10 protein-coding genes are annotated in these 17,129 nt (G+C 73.1%); 4 read left to right on the forward strand and 6 right to left on the reverse strand.

Translation table 11 applies throughout. The annotated features are described in order from the left end of the window. Positions 1 to 12: 12 nt before the first annotated feature. The 3 genes from trmB to ACGFZW_RS13720 form a co-directional block, all read right to left on the reverse strand. Positions 13 to 876 carry a tRNA (guanosine(46)-N7)-methyltransferase TrmB gene (gene trmB, locus ACGFZW_RS13710; protein ID WP_393893252.1) on the reverse strand — a complete coding sequence of 288 codons (864 nt, stop codon included), beginning with the start codon at positions 874 to 876 and terminating at the stop codon, positions 13 to 15. 88 nt (positions 877 to 964) lie between these two features. Next, positions 965 to 2,176: an L-2-hydroxyglutarate oxidase gene (gene lhgO, locus ACGFZW_RS13715; protein ID WP_393893253.1), complete on the reverse strand. Its 1,212-nt coding sequence runs from the start codon at positions 2,174 to 2,176 to the stop codon at positions 965 to 967. Positions 2,177 to 2,465: 289 nt separating this feature from the next. Continuing rightward, positions 2,466 to 3,914, reverse strand: a complete 1,449-nt coding sequence (locus ACGFZW_RS13720; RefSeq protein ID WP_393893254.1) for an MFS transporter — start codon at positions 3,912 to 3,914, stop codon at positions 2,466 to 2,468. Positions 3,915 to 4,638: 724 nt separating this feature from the next. On the opposite strand from ACGFZW_RS13720, the gene ACGFZW_RS13725 reads away from it, so the two are divergent. Continuing rightward, a complete protein-coding gene (locus tag ACGFZW_RS13725) occupies positions 4,639 to 6,720 on the forward strand; it encodes an asparagine synthase-related protein (protein WP_393893255.1) in 2,082 nt (693 codons plus the stop codon). Between the two features lie 369 nt (positions 6,721 to 7,089). Here the strand turns inward: ACGFZW_RS13725 and ACGFZW_RS13730 are convergent, their stop codons facing one another. Both ACGFZW_RS13730 and ACGFZW_RS13735 read right to left on the reverse strand, forming a co-directional pair. Then, positions 7,090 to 9,177: a sigma-70 family RNA polymerase sigma factor gene (locus ACGFZW_RS13730; protein ID WP_393893256.1), complete on the reverse strand. Its 2,088-nt coding sequence runs from the start codon at positions 9,175 to 9,177 to the stop codon at positions 7,090 to 7,092. Positions 9,178 to 9,498: 321 nt separating this feature from the next. Continuing rightward, positions 9,499 to 10,374: a TetR/AcrR family transcriptional regulator gene (locus ACGFZW_RS13735; RefSeq protein WP_393893257.1), complete on the reverse strand. Its 876-nt coding sequence runs from the start codon at positions 10,372 to 10,374 to the stop codon at positions 9,499 to 9,501. A gap of 510 nt (positions 10,375 to 10,884) precedes the next feature. On the opposite strand from ACGFZW_RS13735, the gene ACGFZW_RS13740 reads away from it, so the two are divergent. Both ACGFZW_RS13740 and ACGFZW_RS13745 read left to right on the forward strand, forming a co-directional pair. Then, on the forward strand, positions 10,885 to 12,207 hold the full coding sequence (locus ACGFZW_RS13740; RefSeq protein WP_393893289.1) for an NAD(P)/FAD-dependent oxidoreductase: 1,323 nt from the start codon (positions 10,885 to 10,887) through the stop codon (positions 12,205 to 12,207). 312 nt (positions 12,208 to 12,519) lie between these two features. Beyond that, positions 12,520 to 14,343, forward strand: a complete 1,824-nt coding sequence (locus tag ACGFZW_RS13745) for a SpoIIE family protein phosphatase (RefSeq protein ID WP_393893258.1) — start codon at positions 12,520 to 12,522, stop codon at positions 14,341 to 14,343. Positions 14,344 to 14,497: 154 nt separating this feature from the next. Here ACGFZW_RS13745 and ACGFZW_RS13750 read toward each other — a convergent pair whose 3' ends face one another. Next, positions 14,498 to 15,811 carry an MFS transporter gene (locus tag ACGFZW_RS13750; protein ID WP_393893290.1) on the reverse strand — a complete coding sequence of 438 codons (1,314 nt, stop codon included), beginning with the start codon at positions 15,809 to 15,811 and terminating at the stop codon, positions 14,498 to 14,500. Between the two features lie 214 nt (positions 15,812 to 16,025). On the opposite strand from ACGFZW_RS13750, the gene ACGFZW_RS13755 reads away from it, so the two are divergent. Continuing rightward, entirely contained in the window at positions 16,026 to 16,586 is a 561-nt protein-coding gene (locus ACGFZW_RS13755) for a MarR family winged helix-turn-helix transcriptional regulator (RefSeq protein ID WP_393893259.1), read from the forward strand. Positions 16,587 to 17,129: the final 543 nt, after the last annotated feature.

The raw sequence follows: 17,129 nt of genomic DNA on the forward strand, positions 1-17,129 counted from the left end.
CGCCCGCGCTCCCTACACCGCCCGGCGGCGGAAGAGCAGGTCGTGGACGACGTGCCCCTTGTCCAGGCCCTGTCCCTCGAACCTGGTGAGCGGCCGGAAGTCCGGCCGGGGCGCGTAGGAGGAGTGGAGATTCTCCAGCGTCGGTTCTGCGGAGAGGACCTCCAGCATCTGTTCGGCGTACGGCTCCCAGTCGGTCGCGCAGTGCACCAGGGCGCCCGGTGCGAGCCGGGTGGTCGCCAGCGCGAGGAACTCCGGCTGGATCAGCCGGCGCTTGTGGTGGCGCTTCTTCGGCCAGGGGTCGGGGAAGTAGACGCGCAGACCGGCCAGGGAGCCGGGGGCGAGCATCTCGCGCAGGAGGATGATCGCGTCGCCGTTGGCCACCCGGACGTTGGTCAGGCCATTGCGCTCCGCGAGACCCAGCAGATTGCCCTGCCCCGGCGTGTGGACGTCGCAGGCGAGGATGCCGGTGCCGGGGTCGGCGGCGGCCATCTGCGCCGTCGCCTCACCCATGCCGAAGCCGATCTCCAGGATGACCGGCAGCCCGTCGAAGAAGGCGTCGAGGTCGATACGGGAGAGGCCGTCGATGTCCAGTCCCCACGTCGGCCACAGGCGGCGCAGCGCATCGGCCTGACTGGGCGAGACGCGGCTGCGGCGGGGCTGGAAGGACCGGATGCGGCGCTCGTGGTGCGAGCCCGCGGGGTCGGCGGCGGGGCCGGTCCCGTCGGGGAACATCGGCCCACCACGGCGGGAAGCGGAAGCGCTGCCGGAGGCGGCTGAGCCACCGGCGTCCGGGGCCACCGCGGGCGGGGTGCCATCGGTCACGGGGGCGTCGGCTTCTGCGGCGTCGGGTGCGGGGGTGAGGGGGTTCTCGGACACAGTGTGACGATTCTACGGATGGACGGCGGGAGCACTCCCACGCGGCCGTCTCACCGGTGGTCCACCAGCTCCGACCGCCATGCGCCCCTCATCCCTCCAGCACCCCCAGCACCCGCCGTGCCACCTCGCGCCCGATGGGGAGGGAGGCCGTGGCCGCGGGGGACGGGGCGTTGAGGACGTGGACGATGCCGGGGGACTCGGCGAAGAGGAAGTCGTCGACGAGGGTGCCGTCGGGGAGGACGGCCTGGGCGCGGACGCCGGCCGGGGAGGGGACGAGGTCGTCCTCGCGGGCGGCCGGGAGGAGGCGGCGGACCGCGTCGGTGAAGGCGCTGCGGGACAGGGAGCGGCGCAGCTCGCCGGCGCCGTAGCGCCAGTGGCGGCGGGCTATCCGCCAGGAGCCGGGGAAGGCGAGGGTGCCGGCCAGCTCCGTGGGGCGGACGGTGCCCCAGTCGTAGCCCTCGCGGGCCAGGGCGGGGACGGCGTTCGGGCCGATGTGGACAGCGCCGTCGATGCCGCGGGTGAGGTGGACACCGAGGAAGGGGAAGGCCGGGTCGGGGACGGGGTAGACCAGGCCGCGGACGAGGTCGGCGCGCTCCGGGGCGAGGGTGAAGTATTCGCCGCGGAACGGGACGATCCGCATGCCCGGTGGGTCGCCCGCGAGCCGGGCGATGCGGTCGCAGTGCAGGCCCGCGCAGTTGACGAGGGCGCGGGCGCGATGGACCGTGCCGTCGGCCGTACGGACCGCGACGCGGCCGGGTCGGCGGCCGATGGTGGTGACCTCCGCGCCGTAGGTGATCTCGGCGCCGGCGTCCGTGGCGAGCCGGGCGAACCGGCGGGCCACCGCACCGAAGTCGCACACCCCTGTCGTGCCGACATGGATGGCGGCCAGGCCGCGCACCTCGGGTTCGTACTCGGTTATCTGGGCGGGGCCCAGCTCGCGCACCGGCAGGCCGTGTTCCCGGCCGCGCTGGATCAGGCCGTGCAGCCTGGGCAGCTCGCTGCGCTCGGTGGCGACGATCAGCTTGCCGGTGACGTCGTGGGGGATGTCGTGTTCCGCGCAGAACTTGACCATCTCCGCCGAGCCCTGGAGGGCGAAGCGGGCCTTGAGCGAGCCGGGCGGGTAGTAGATGCCGCTGTGGATCACGCCGCTGTTGCGCCCGGTCTGATGGCGGGCGGGGCCGGGCTCCTTCTCCAGCACCACCACGCGCGTGCCGGGCGCGGCACGCGTGAGCGCATAGGCCGTGGAGAGCCCGACGATGCCGGCACCGATCACCAGTACATCGCAGTCGTACGCCGCCACTGCACCTCCCCAACCGCATGACCGCAGGTCCGCCCATGCCCGCGGCCCCGCGCATCATCGCCGACGACGTACTCCATCATGACGGGCGGCACTGACATTCCGGCAATGGCGAGCCGGGCGGCTGACGGCGGGGCAGCCGGACAGTGGATCGACAGGATCGACAGGACCGACAGGATCGACAGGACCGACAGGATCGACAGGACCGACGAAAACGGACAGGGGTGCCGGGGTGGAGGGGTGGGGCGCCCCCGCCTCCCACGCCCGCCCCGCATGCACCATGCGCCCCGCCCTAAGCCGGTGCCGCCAGCAGCGGTCTTGCGCGTTCGCGGAGTTCCACGACCCGGGGCTCGTTGCCGTACGGCTCCAGGCGGTGCAGGAGGTCGCGGACGTATTCGGTGGTGCGGGCGGAGGAGATCCGGCCCGCCACCTCCACGGCGCGGGTGCCCGCGGCGCAGGCCGCGTCCAGATTGCCCGACTCCAGTTCGGCGACTGCGGACACCACCAGCCGCAGGCCGTGCGAGCGGACGAATTCCTCGGTCGGGCGGGAGAGCGCCTGCTCGGTGAAGCGGCGGACCTGGCGGGGCAGGCGGAGGTCGCGGTAGCACTCGGCGGCGTCGGCGGCGAAGCGTTCGTAGGAATAGAAGTCCAGCCACGCCGGGTCGGGGTCGCCGCCCCGCGAGCGCTCCAGCCAGCCCTCCGCGGCCTTCAGCGCGACCTCGCAGGCGCGGGCCTCGCCGGCCTTGGCCTGGGCGCGGGCCTCGACCAGCCGGAAGAAGCTCATGGTGCGGGCGGTCGCCAGGCCGCGGTTGCGTTCCAGGGCGGCCTGCGCGAGATCCACGCCCTCGTCGGCGAAGCCGCGGTACGTCGCCTGGAGTGACATCGAGGCCAGGACATATCCCCCCAGCGGTACATCGGCGGCGGCGCGGGCGAGCCGCAGGGCCTGGATGTAGTACCGCTGCGCGGCTTCCTGTTGGCCGGTGTCGAAGGCCATCCAGCCGGCGAGCCGGGTGAGTTCGGAGGTCGCCCCGAACAGGGCGCGCCCCACCTCGTCGCTGTAGGAGGCGAGGAGTAACGGCGCCGCGTCCACCCGGAGGCACTCGGGCACCATCGACGAACGCCAGTCACCGCCGCCGTACTTGGAGTCCCAGCGGCGCGCGTCCTCCGCCGCCTCGCGCAGCTTGGTGACGTCGCTGTGGCCGACGTGCTGCGGGATCCCCGCGTCGCCGGCCGCCGCGGCGTCCCGGTCTCGGGCCTCGGCCGCCTCCCGTGCCACCGAACTGTCGGCGGGGGATATCAGCCAGCGCGAGGCGGGCGTCGCGTACGCGCTGACGGCGAAGGATCCGGCCAGGCTCTGCCAGATGCCGCCTCCCCCCGCCCGCCGTCCGGCCAGATCCAGCCGGTACAACTCGGTCGCGGAACGCACCGCTGCGCCCACATCGCGGGGAAATGCCAGGCCCACCTCGGGTGCCGGGTCCGCGTCGGCGAGCCCGATCTCGTGCAGCGGCACCGGCCGGCCGAGCTTGCTGCCGATCGCGGACGCGATCAGATGGGGCGCGGCGCCTTGGGGCACCATGCCCTTGGAAACCCACCGGGCCACCGACGTCTTGTCGTAGCGAAGCGTCAGTCCGCGCTGCGCACCGAGGTCGTTGACCCGGCGTGCCAGTCCGGCATTACTGATACCCGCGAGGGCGAGAACGGTGCCGAGCTTCTCGTTCGGCCCGCGTATATCCCTGGACATTGCGCACCCCTCGACACAGCGACGGCCGCCCCGGTACCCCGGGGCATGCGTCCACCCAGAGTAGTTCGCCGGATCCCTACCGTTAAGGGCCGGTGTCCCGGATGGCGAGATTCGTGTTCAAACTGGGGTGCGGGAATTGGCATGTGCTCCGGGTACGTGTGCCCGTGCGCCCGTCCGTGCGCGCTGGCCCCTCTCCGGCGGGAGCGCTTCGATGAGTTCTGCGTGGGTCGGCCCGCTGCACTGGATCCAGTGGGCTGGGGGATACCGTCACCTCATTCCCCGCGGGTGGCGGTCCGGTCCGGGGGGCGTAGCCCGCCTCCCGGGCCGTCGCACGGACCGGTCGCCGACCGGTCGCCTCACCGGTTGACGCGACACCCGATTCCGTCAACCGGGCAGTACGGAACGGACTTTGGCTGAAATGCGGCGTGCGGTGCTTTCGCGCCGCCACTCGCTCGGGGGCTGTCCCGGGGGCCACACGGGGGGCCACCCGGGGTGGACGGCACGACCCCGGCACGCGCGCCCTGGAGCGCCGCGCCGGCTCCCCGCATCCGGCCCGTTCCGCCGCCGCGGCCGGTCCGCGGCATGAACCGCCCGCATACGGGCCCTCTTTGGCACCTCCCGCGCGCCCCTGTCGTGGCAGCATGGTCCGCACAACAGCTTGGCAATCCGCTGTACGGGGCGGCCGTTGGCCCCTCGGCGGACGGGGAATCGGGTGGAGGCGGCGATGCGCTGGTTGGTGGGGTGGAGCAGTGCCGCCACGAGACCGGCCGCCGACGGGGGGAGCCGGACGGTTCTGCCCGTTGGCGCCCAACTCCTGTGGAACGACCCGGATCCGCTGTGGGCAGTCGGCGACTGGCGGCCCGACGAGGTCCGGGTGGTCCAGGCGGACCCCGAAACCCGGCTCGCCGTCTTCGGTGTCTGCGGAGCCACCGACGACCAGCTGCGCGTCGGCCTGTTCGCCGCCCGCGGCGGGGCGCTGCGCCACCTCACCGCGTGGCCGGGCAGCTACACCGCCGTCGTGCAGGTGGGCCGGCGCATCACGGTCACCGGCGATCTGGCGGGCGCCCGCCCCGTCTTCCACACCCCTTGGGCAGGCGGTACCGCGTACGCCACCGCCGCGCTCCCGCTCGCCGACCTCGTCGAGGCCGGTCTCGATGTCGGCCACGTCGCCGCGATGCTGGCGTGCCCGGACGCGCCCGAGGCGCTCGGCTCCGGCACGCCGTACGAAGGGGTCCGCCGTATCCCGCCAGGCCACGCCTTGGTGCTGCGGAACGGCGCCGGCGAGATCGCCTCCTTCGAGCCCACCGCCTCGCTCGCCGTCGCCGCGCCCCAACTCCCCCCGGAACAGGCGGTGCACGGCGTGCGGGACGCCCTGATCGAGGCCGTCCGCGCCCGGCTGGCCGCCCCGCGGCACGCCCCCGACCCGGACGGACGGGACGGCCTGGATCCCGGACCCGTCCCGGGCATGGGTCCCGCCGAGCGGCGCGCGGCCCGTGGCGGACCGGCCCCCGGCATCGGCGCCGACCTCTCCGGAGGCAGCGCGTCCGGAACGCTCGCCCTCCTGGCCGCGGGCCTGCCCGGCCAGCCCGGAACGCTCGACGGACACGGCGAACGCCTGCTCGCCGTCACCTTCAACGACCGTGCCACGAACGGCGGCCAGCCCTATCGCGCGGCGGAGTTGGAGCGGGCCCGCAGCATCGCCGACAACCCGCGGCTGCGGCACGTCGTCGTCGCTGCCGGCGAGGAGGCGCTCCCGTACGCCGACCTCGGCAACGGCCCGCTCACCGACGAGCCCGGGCCCTCCCTGATCACCGCCGGGCGCCACCGGCGGCGGTTGCTCGCCGGCAGCGCGGACCACTTCGTCGGCGACGGCGCCCGGCAGGTGCTCGACGCCCATCCGGCCCGGCTCGCCGACCTGCTCATGGACCGCCGCCGTCGGCATCTGCTGCGCCCGGTCACCGCCCTCGCCAAGGCCGACGGGCCGTCCGCACAGTCCGTCCTGGTCCCCTTCACGGTCTACCGCGCCGCCCGCAAGCTCGCCCGGACGCCCTACGGGGCCGGCATCACCGACGCGGCGCGCCGGCTCATGGAGCGGCAGTTCGCCGAGGCTCCGGTGACGGGCGGGGCGGTGGACGCCTCCCTGGCCGCCCTCGCCTGGTGCCGGCCCGGCCCCGCGGCGCGTTGGCTGACCGGTGAGGCGCTGGCCGAAGTATCGGTTCGGCTGGGGGACGCGGCGAGCCGTTCGCCGGCCGTGGGCCGCCCCGGGGAGCGGCGGGCGCGCGCCGCGCTGGCCCGCCACGCGGCGGACCACCGCGTCTTCGAGCAGGCGGCGGAGGTCCGCAATCAGCGGCTGCACGCGCCCTTCCTCGACAACCAGGTGGTGCTCGCCTGCCGTGCACTGCCGGACACCCTCCGGGTGCAGCCAGGGGCGCGCGCCGCGGTGCTGCGCTCGGTGCTCGCGGGCGCCGGCGTACGCGACTTGCCGCCGGGTTGGGGCGCCACCTCCCACGCCACCCACCTGGCCGCGGTGCGCGCCGGACTGCGCAGCGCCATCGGTGACCTGGTGGCGCTCTTCGACGCGCCCCTCCTGGCCGACGCCGGGTTGATCGAGGCGCGTGTGGTGCGCAAGGCCCTCCGCGCGGCGGCCGAGGGCGCCGAGCTCCCCCTCGACGGCCTCGCCGAACTGGTCTCCACCGAGCTGTGGTTGCGCCGGCTGATCGCCCGTCGTGGGACGTGCTGGACGGGCGCGGCGGCTCCGCGGCAGCGGGCGGTCGCGGGCGGGGTGGTGCCGCGCGCCCAGCTATGAGCCGGGCGGCGGGGCGAGGGCGCGGCGTGCCACCGGTCGTACGGGCGCGGGCCCGGTTGTCCGCGGCCGGACGTGGCTACGTCCGGGTGGTGGTTACGCCCCGGCCATGCCCACGGTCCGAACCGGCCGAACGTCCCGGAGATGGCTACGTCCCGGAGATGGCTACGTCCCGGACCTGGCTACGCCCCGGACCTGGCTACGCCCCGGACCTGGCTACGTCCCGGCGGTGCCTACGTCCGAGTGCGTCCGGCGCGCCGGGCCCGGTCTGTGTGCCCAGCGGAAGGGCGCAGGCGACGGCGCGTAGATAACGCCTCACGCCTCCCGAGCGTCGGCCGCCCCCGGGCCGTCCCCCCGGCCCGCGCCCCGTTCTCACCGGCAGCTGACCTGCGACTGTGCCCAGGTCCCCAACGCCACCACATCGGTGGGGGATTGCGGCTCCACCACCAGCCGCAGCGTCTTCCGGCCCGTGAGCGGTACGTGGACCGGCACCGCGCGGTCGCCGCCGTGCAGCACATCCGAGCGCCACAGCCGCACCCCGTCCGCGTAGACGGAGAAGCGCAGTGCACCCAGCCCCAGGCTGAGGTCGTCGACACCCACGACCGCGTCGTACGCGGTGCAGGGGCGATTGAGGTCGATGAGTACCGAGGAGGGGCCGTGAACGCTCACGCCGTGCGCGTACTTCGTGCCCCCGACGCCCGGACCGTTCCGTTGCCACAGCCAACTGCTGCCGAACGTGCGCACCTCGGGCTCCGAGCCGTTGCCCGCGAGGTCGTACGCCAGCGCGTTGATCCGGTACGGGGTCGGCGCCGGCGCGGGAGGAGGTGGCTTCGGTGTGGGCGTGGGCGAAGGTGTGGGCGGTGCCGGTTCGCCGGTCGGTGCGGGCTTCGGTGGAGCCGGTTTCGCGCTCGGTTTCACCGAGGGCCCGGGCGACGGCTCCTGCTCGGCCGGGGCCGACGGCGGCGCAGGCGGCTTCGGCGCGGGCTTCGCGGGCTTCCCGGGTTTCTCCGGGGACGGCTTCCGCGGCGCGGACGGCGCGGGCCGGTCCGGCTTCGCCTGCGGTTCCGGGGCAGGCTTGGGATCTCCGGCCAGCGCGAGCGCCAGGGCCGCGCCCGCCACCACCGTCGCGCCGACCCCGATGCCGATCTTGACCGGCGCGCCGAGGCCCTCGCTCGCGGCGGCGCCACCGGCGCTCCCCGCGGAGACGGATCCTCCGCCCCCGGCAGCCGCCGCCGCACCGGCTCCCGCCGCGGCCCCCGCTCCCGCGGCCCCGGCCACCGCGGCGACCGTCTTGGCGGCGTACCCGGCGGCGAACCAGCCGATGACCGCGACCGGCAGCACCGCACCGATCCGCTCGTTGACGTCCGCGACCTCCATCGCGGCGGTGCGGCAGCGGGCGCACTGGTCGAGGTGCTTGCGCAGGCCCCGTTCGGCCCGCATCCGCAGGCCGCCGCGGGCGTACGCGCCGAGCCGGTCGGCGTACCGGGCGCAGTCGCCGCCGGCGGTCAGCGACTGACTCACATGCGCCTGCAGATACGCCTGCTTGAGCCCCTCGCGGGCACGGTGGGCGAGTACGGCGGTGGCGTTGGCGGTCAGTCCGAGCAGCGGCGCGACCTCGCTGGGCGACTCGTCCTCGATGGTGGTGTGCCACAGCACCGTCTGATAGCGCTCGGGCAGGCTGCGGAACGCCTGTACGGCCATCGACTGCTCGGCTTCGTGCATGGCGCGGACGTCCGCGCCCAGGTCGAGGGTGTCGTCGTCCATCGAGGAACCGGCGGAGGACACCGCGAACACCGCGAAATCCTCGACGAGTTGCTCCCGTCTCGCGGTCCTCGCCCAGGAGGCGGCGACCCGGCGGACGGTCGTCAGCAGATAGGCGCGAACCGCCGAATCCGGTCCCGCGCCGCCGCGTACCGCCTGCAGGGTGCGGGCGAAGACCTCACCGGTCAGGTCCTCGGCGGTGTGCGCGTCCCGACAGCAACTGCGGGCGTAGCGGCGCACCGCCTCGGCGTGCCTGCGGTACATCTCCTCGTACGCGCTGTCGTCGCCCGCGCGCATGTTGTCGATCAACTGGCCGTCGGAGGGCGGTAGTTCCGGCGCCTGGGAGTTCGAGTCGGCCGCACTTTCCGCTGCTCCCGCACCGATCGCCTCGTCGGCCGTCGCCGGACTGCCCGACGGCCGGGCGTGACGGCCGGAGCCGGAGGGGCGGCGGGGGCCGGCGGCCGGCCCGGTGGCGCGGCCACGCTGCGCAGGCACACTCGGGTCGGAGCCCGGAGTGCCCGGAGTGCCCGCCGGGCTGTCGGCACGATCGTGCCGCTCGGTGGGGCCGGCAGCAGGAGGCGCCGAGTCCCGTGGCCCCGGCTGGCCGGGGACCTGGGGGGACGGCTCCCCCTCGGAGCCACCCGTCCCGGCGGCGCCGGCCGTGCCGCCACGCTGCTCGTCCCGTCCGTCAACACCCATCGCCGAGGCCCCCGAACACACCGTCACACCGGAACACGCGCAAGCGTGCCACACGGGGCACCCACGCTTCAGGGCCCTTGGGGGCATCCACTCATCCGGGGCGAGTTCTCCGCACAGCGGCATCGGCCTTCACCCCTACGGGGCACACTGCGCGCGAAAGCGGCGCACGGCCCGGCGTACACCGGCTCCCGGCACCTCGCAGCCGGGCGGGACCGCCCCGCCCGGACCGTCCGGCGCCCCCTCACGAAGGCCCCGGACGGATGAGATCCCGGCGGGCTCCCGCCGAATACCCGGCTCGTCAGCTGAACTCCCGGCCCGTCCTCAGCGGACAGGACGCGAGCGCAGGCCCTCCAGCAGGATGTCCAGCAGCCGCGCGGAAGCGGCCTGTTGCTGGGTGGGGTCCGGCAGCGAGGGCGCGCTCGTGGCGATCACCAGCAGCACATCGGCGACCGTCACATCCGCGCGCAGCTCACCGGCCGCCCGCGCACGCTCCACCAGACGCCCGACGACCTCCAGCAGCGCCTGCGCGCCCACGGTCTCCTCGATGCCGTTCGGGCCGCCCTCCTGGCCGCCCGCGGTGACCGCGCCTTCGGCCTCGCCGCGCGGGGCGACCAGGCGCAGATCCGCCGGCGCGTCCGGACCGGGCGCTATCCGCTGCTGCGGCACCCGCGCCTCGGCCACGCCGTCCACCGGCCGCTCCGCGCTCGCGCTCACCCGCAGGATGCCCGGCGGCAGCAGCCGCCCGGCGCCCGAGGCGACCGACGTCCGAAGGAAGCGCGACAGCGCCGACCACGGGTCGTCCTCCTGGCCCAGCGCCGTGCGCGCCTGCTCGGTCAGCCGGGAGGTCTCCTCCTCGGCTATCCGGCGTACGAGGACGTCCTTGCTCGGGAACCGGCGGTAGACCGTGCCGACACCGACGCGCGCCCGCCGGGCCACGTCCTCCATGGGAGCGCCGTACCCCAGCTCGCCGAAGACCTCGCGCGCGGCGCGCAGTACGTGTTCCAGATTGCGCTGGGCGTCCACCCGCAGCGGTGTGCTGCGGCCGCCGGCACCCCCGAAGCCGCCGTGCGCGCCACCGCCGTTGGCGCTCGCACCGTTGCCGTTCGCGCCGTTGCTGCTGCCGGTGCCGCCGACGGTGCCGTCCGACACCTGGGTCGTGGCGACGGCTGTCGGCCATTGAGAGCCCTGAATATGCATATTGATCCCCCGGTAATGACGTCTCCCCCCGGAGACTCCCCGCCCTGACGGTCGGGGCGTACCGACGAGAGGGTGCACCCCAACGAGATACGAACATAGTTGAGCCCAGGTCAAGAATGAAGGGGGCAGTTCCGCACAGTGCGCCCCCCGATCGGAGTACGGGCCCGATCCGCCCCGATTGCGCACCCGCCCTTCTGCCGCGACCCGCCCGCTGACCTGCGCTCCTCCGCTCCCGTGGGCGGAAGGCGACCCTCCGTCACAGTGACCGCGCCCGGTCATACATTTCGACGAGCCTGTGGACAAAGCCGTTCCGGGGGTGCGTCATGGAACAGTGCTGTGCTTTCCCGGGGGCGCAGCACCCGAGGTGGCCGTGCCGCCGGCCGACCTCCGGAGCGGTGCCGCCCGGGGCTGGTCGACATCGCGAGGAGTACCTCTGTGAAGGCTGAGTCTTCGACGTCTTCGAAGGACGACCCGGCACGCATTCTCGTGGTCGGCGGCGGCTACGTAGGGATGTACACCGCCCTGCGGCTGCAATCGAAGCTGAAGCAGGAACTGCGGCAGGGCACGGTCGAGGTCGTCGTGGTCGACCCCGAGCCCTATATGACGTACCAGCCGTTCCTGCCGGAGGCGGCGGCCGGTTCCATCTCCCCGCGCCATGTCGTCGTACCGCTGCGCCGGGTGCTGCCGCAGTGCCGGGTGGTCATCGGCGAGGTCACGGCCATCGACCACGGTGAGCGGACGGCCACCATCACGACCCTCGCCGCGGAGGAGACCGGCGACGGCGCCGTGGTGGTCGGATACGACGAACTCGTCCTCGCGCCCGGCTCGGTCTCCCGCACCCTCCCGGTCCCGGGCCTCGCGGAGGTCGGAATCGGCTTCAAGACCGTCGAAGAGGCCATCGGGCTGCGCAACCACGTCCTCGAACAGCTCGACATCGCCTCCTCCACCCGCGACCCCGCGGTCCGGGACGCGGCGCTGACCTTCGTCTTCGTCGGTGGCGGCTACGCGGGCGTGGAGGCCCTGGCCGAGCTGGAGGACATGGCCCGCTACGCCGCCCGGTACTACCACAACATCAAGCCCGAGGACATGAAGTGGATCCTGGTCGAGGCGACCGGAAAGATCCTGCCCGAGGTGGGCCCCGAGATGGGCCGGTACGCCGTCCGCGAGCTGCGCGGACGCAACATCGACGTACGCCTCGACACCCGCCTGGACTCCTGCGAGAACCGTGTCGCGGTGCTCAGTGACGGCTCCCGCTTCCCCAACCGGACCCTGGTGTGGACGGCGGGCGTCAAACCGCATCCCATCCTCGCCGCCACCAAGCTGCCGCTGACCGCGCGCGGCCGGCTCCGGTGCACCGCCGCGCTCCAGGTGGACGGCGTCGAACACGCCTGGTCCGCCGGCGACGCGGCGGCCGTCCCGGACCTGACCGCCGAACCGGCCGGCCCCGGCGAGCCGCGCCCGGAGTGCGCCCCCAACGCCCAGCACGCCGTGCGCCAGGCCAAGGTGCTCGCCGAGAACGTCGCTGCGGCCGTCCGCGGTGGCCCGATCGTGGACTACGCACACAAGTACTCCGGATCGGTGGCTTCGCTGGGCCTGCACAAGGGTGTCGCGCATGTCTACGGACGGAAGCTGAAGGGCTATCCGGCCTGGTTCATGCACCGCGCCTACCACCTCAGCCGGGTGCCCACCTTCAACCGGAAGGCGCGGGTATTGGCCGAATGGACCCTCGCGGGCCTGTTCAAACGCGAGATCGTCTCGCTCGGCTCGCTGGAGAACCCGCGCGCCGAATTCGAACTCGCGGCGGGCACGGGACGCCACAACGAAGCCAGTTGACGACCCCGCCCCACCAGGAGCGTTGGTGTACCGCCCGGCGCCGGTGCGGCCGAACGGGCGATCGCGTGCAACTGCACTCCGGTCCACGGCGTCTGACGGATGTCAGTCCGGTCGGCCACACTGGACGTGTGACCATGGGTGGGCTCGTATCTGCAAAGAGTGACAATCACGAGGATTCTGGACGTTTGCTGCATTCCGCCAGAGGGTGCCGAGAGTGCCCCCAGCCGACACTCCCCCCGCCTCCGGCCGGGCGGTTCCCCCATGCCGACGGCCCGAGCCCGCGCGACGACGCGAAGTAAGAGGTACACCTCCGTGATCTTCACGCGCTGGAGCGCCAAGCTCCCCGGCACACAGCGGCGTGCAGCCGCGCGGTCCGACCGCGCGACTCCGCCCGCGTCCGCCGCGTCCGCCGCGCCGACGTCCGCCGCGCCCACCGCGGCCGCGGATCTGCCCACCACGCCCCAGGCGGCGGAGCCCGAACCGGCGGCCCTCCCCGTGGACCCCGGCGCCGTCCCCGCGGCTCGCGCGGAGCACACCGAGGTGCCCACCGCCGAGGCGCCCACCCCCGTATCCCCGCCGCCGACCGTCGACGCGCTGTCCGTCCACGACATCCTCGGCACCATCCCCGCCCTGGTGGCCGTCGTCTACGGCCCCGAGCACCGCATCGCCTACGTCAACGGCGCCTACGCCTCCGTCTTCGGGCCCCGCCCCGCCGGCCACACGGCCCGCGAAGCCCTGCCCGAACTCGACGAACTCGGGCTGCTCCCGCTGATGGACCAGGTGCTGCGCAGCGGCAAGCCCCGCACGGTCAAGTCCCGCCGCGTCCCGGGCGGCGCGGGCCAGGACCGCACCCGCGACGGCTACTACACCTTCACCTGCACGCCCATCGAGGTCGCCGCCAGCGGTCCGGCCCCCGACCCCGAGGTCGCGTGCGTCGCTCCGCACCACGGCGTCCTCGTCTTCGGCGCGGACGTCACCGACCAGATCGAGTCGGCCGAGCGGCTGCGGGTCAGCGAGGCCCGCCAGCGCGAGGCCGCGGTCACCCTCCAGCGCTCCCTGCTGCCCCAGGAGCTGGAGCAGCCCGACGACCTCCGTGTGGCGGCCACCTACCAGCCGGGCGGCACCGACGCGGCCGTCGGCGGTGACTGGTACGACGTCATCACCCTCGGCGCCGGCCGCACGGCCCTGGTCATCGGCGACGTCATGGGCCGCGGGGTGCGCGCCGCCGCCGTCATGGGCCAGCTGCGCACCGCGGTACGCGCCTACGCCCGCCTGGACCTGCCGCCCCACGAGGTGCTGCAACTCCTCGACGGCCTGGCCGCCGAGATCGACGCCAGCCAGATCGCCACCTGCGTCTACGCCGTCCACGACCCGAACGAAGGCCGCCTGGTCTACGCCTCGGCCGGGCATCTGCCCATCCTCGTCCGCGACCCGGACGGCGCGGTCCGCCGCGCCGCCGAGCCGACCGGCCCGCCCCTGGGCACCGGTGGCTGGCTGCACACCTCCGGCTCGGTCCCGCTCGGCCCCGGATGCAGCGCCGTCCTCTATACGGACGGTCTGGTCGAGCGCCGCGACAAGGACATCGACGACGGCGTCGAGGCCCTGGAGCGAGCCTTCGCCGGCGCCACCGGCGCACCGGACATCGTCTGCGACCGGCTGCTGCGCTCCCTCGGCATCACCGCCACCCATGACGACGACGTCGCGATCCTCGTCCTCCAGCACCCGGCGCGCACCGGCCACGACGCCGAGCTGTTCCACAACGCCGCCCTGGAACTCCTCGGCGGCATCGAAGCGGCCCCGCGTGCCCGCGCCTTCGCCTCCGGCGTCCTGGCCTCCTGGCGTTTCTCCCCCGAGCTGCACGACCTCGGAGTGCTCGCGGCCAGCGAACTCGTCGCCAATTCCTTGCAGCACGGCACCCCGCCGATGCGCCTGCGGCTGCGCCGCACGGACCGCCGCCTGATCGTCGAGGTCACCGACGGCGACGACCACCTCCCGCGCCGCCGCCGCGCCGAACCGGTCGACGAAGCCGGCCGCGGCATCTCCATCATCGCGACCATCGCCTCCTCCTGGGGCTCGCGCCGCACCCCGGGCGGCGGCAAGGCCGTCTGGTGCGAATTCGCCCTGCCGCGCTCCTAGGGCGGCAGCGGGAACGGCCCGCCGCTTCCCGCGAGCACAAAGCACTGGTCCCGCAGCCGAAAGACCGCGGGACCAGTGACGTGAATCGAGGGGACGGGCAAGAGCAGGGACGAGGGAGCGCGGCGTCCGGCGACAGAAGCGGGCGCCCCTGCCGTCAGACCGCGGCTCCCACCGGCTCCGCCTCCTCGACCTGCTCGGCCGGAGCGACCCGCGCCGCGGGCACCGCAGGCGCCGACCGGTGCGGGTTGTCCTGCTCGGGGCTGAGCATCCGCCCCAGCCGCAGCGCCAGTGCCGTGATCCCCAGCGCGCAGCACACCAGCATCCCGATGTACGCCACGGACATCCCATGGCCCACCATCAGCGCGCCCACCGCCGGACCGACCGCCAACGCCAGCTGCTTGACCAGCGCGAACGCGGAGTTGTACTGCCCGATCAGCGAGGCCGGCGCCAGATCGGCCACCAGGGGCGAGACCGTCGGCGACAGCATCGACTCACCCACACCGAACAGCGCGTACGTGGAGATCAGCAGCGTCGTCGCCACTGCCTGCGCACCGTGCACCAGCCCGGACAGACCGGCCGCCAGCCAGGCCACCGTCCATATCGCCCCGACCAGCGCGATGACCCGGCTGCGCCGCCGCCGCTCGACGAGCTTGAGCACCACGAACTGCGCCGCCACGATGGCCGCCGTGTTCGCCGCGAGAGCGATGCCCAGCGTCGCCGGCGCGATCCGGGTGACCTCCGTGGCGTAGGCGGCAAGGCCCGATTCGAACTGGCCGTAGCAGGCGAAGAACAGCACAAAGCCCAGCACACACAGCCACACCATCCGCCGGTCGGCGAACATGACCCGCCAGGCGCCCTCGGCACGCTCCTCGGTCGGGACCGCGTCCTCGACCTTGGGCGTACGCGGCAGCCGCACGGAAGCGATCGCCACGCCCAGAACCAGGAACATCACGGCCTCGATGGCGAACAGCCGCACAAAGCTCTCCGCATGCGACTCGTCGACGAGCAGCCCGCCGACCAGCCCGCCGACCCCCAGCCCCAGGTTGTTCAGGAAGAACTGGGTGGCGAACGCCCGCGACCTGGTCACCGTCGTCGAGCACCACACGATCAACGTGGCGAGCGCCGGCTGGATCACCGCGATCCCCGCTCCGAGCGCGATGGCGGACGCGATGACCAGCGGCTCGGTGGCGGACAGCCCGAGACCGAGCGCACCGAGGGCGGCCGAGACCGTACCGGCGACGGCCACCGGGAGGGGGCCACGCCGGTCGATGACACGCCCGGTCAGGGGCAGGACGACCAGCGCCGCCACCGCCAACATCGCCAGCACCACACCGGCCGTACTCGCGCCGAGATCCCGGACCTTCGCCACATAGACGTACAGATACGGAACCGTGAAGCCGTTGCCGAACGCGCTCAGTGCGTTCCCCAACTGGATCCGGCGCAGCGCGGCGCCCATCGCGGTGGTCACACTCACCTACCTAGGTCATGTCGTAAGGACGAAAGAGAAGAACCGGCCAGGAAGCCCAGGACGACCGAGCGGCCGGGCCGCACAGGCGGACCGGCCAGCGGAACGGGAGGACCCGAACAGTCAGAAGCTGAAGACTTCGAAGCTAAAGTTCGAAGCTAAAGAGTACATGGCGAAGGACTTCAACGCCAATGAGTTACGTGCCATACTGCGCCGCATGCCTGAGCCCTCCGATGCGGCCGCCGACGCGACCGAGCCGAGCCTTGAGGAACAGATCGCGGCTTACCAGCGCGAGTTCCAGGACCTCGACCCCCAGGTGGAACAGGTCGTCTCCGCACTTCAGCGCCTCAACCGCCGGATGAACGTCGCCTACGGGCGGCAGACGGCAACCCTCGGCCTGAGCAACGCCGAATGGGAGGTCCTCAAGGCCCTCGTCGTCTCCGGCGCCCCCTATCAACTGGGCCCCGGCGAACTCGCCAAACGCCTCGGCCTCACGCCGGCCGCCATGACCCACCGCATCGACCGCATGGCGAGCGAAGGTCTGGTCACCCGCGAGCGCGACGAGAACAACCGCGTCCGCGTCATCGTCGAGCTGACGGACGAGGGCCGCGAGAAGTGGCTCGCCGCGATGCGCCTGGCCTCCGTCTTCGAGGAGGACCTCCTCCAGGACCTCTCCGGCGACGAACGCCAGCTCCTGGGTGGCGTGTTGACCCGCCTGCTGCGCCGCGTGGAGGATGCTCAGCCGGACGCCGACGGCCGTCTCAACGACCTCGACTGACCCAAGTTGACACGGGTCTGCCCGATCCGTAGTGTTCTCCGAGTTGCCACGGAGCCGGAACGGTTCTGCGGCGGCCATCCCGCCGCTTCAGCGGCACACCACTACTGCACGGCCTCCTCTCCGGGAAGCATTTCGGCATGCCGAAATTCGGACCATGACTCGATTATGAGTCACCGAGGAATTCCGCTAAAGTAGTGATCACGCCGAAAGGCGCGAACAACCCCCTCCGACGGGGAATCGGAAACAAATTCGGGCCGGAAACGGAACGGACTGGATCTGATAGAGTCGGAAAGGCCGGAAAGCGAAAGCAAGAAGGCCAACCCCGCTCCAACAGGGGGCCGGAGACGGAAACGGATCTGGTAAGGTTGGAAACGCGAAGAAGCCGAAAGGCCGAATCGCACCGGCGAAAATCAGGACCGCGAGGATCTGATAGAGTCGGAAACGCAAGACCGAAGGGAAGCGCCCGGAGAGCCTGGTGAAACAGGCACAAAGGAAGCGTCCGTTCCTTGAGAACTCAACAGCGTGCCAAAAGTCAACGCCAGA

Source organism: Streptomyces sp. NPDC048248 (genome assembly GCF_043201875.1).
Classification (GTDB): domain Bacteria; phylum Actinomycetota; class Actinomycetes; order Streptomycetales; family Streptomycetaceae; genus Streptomyces.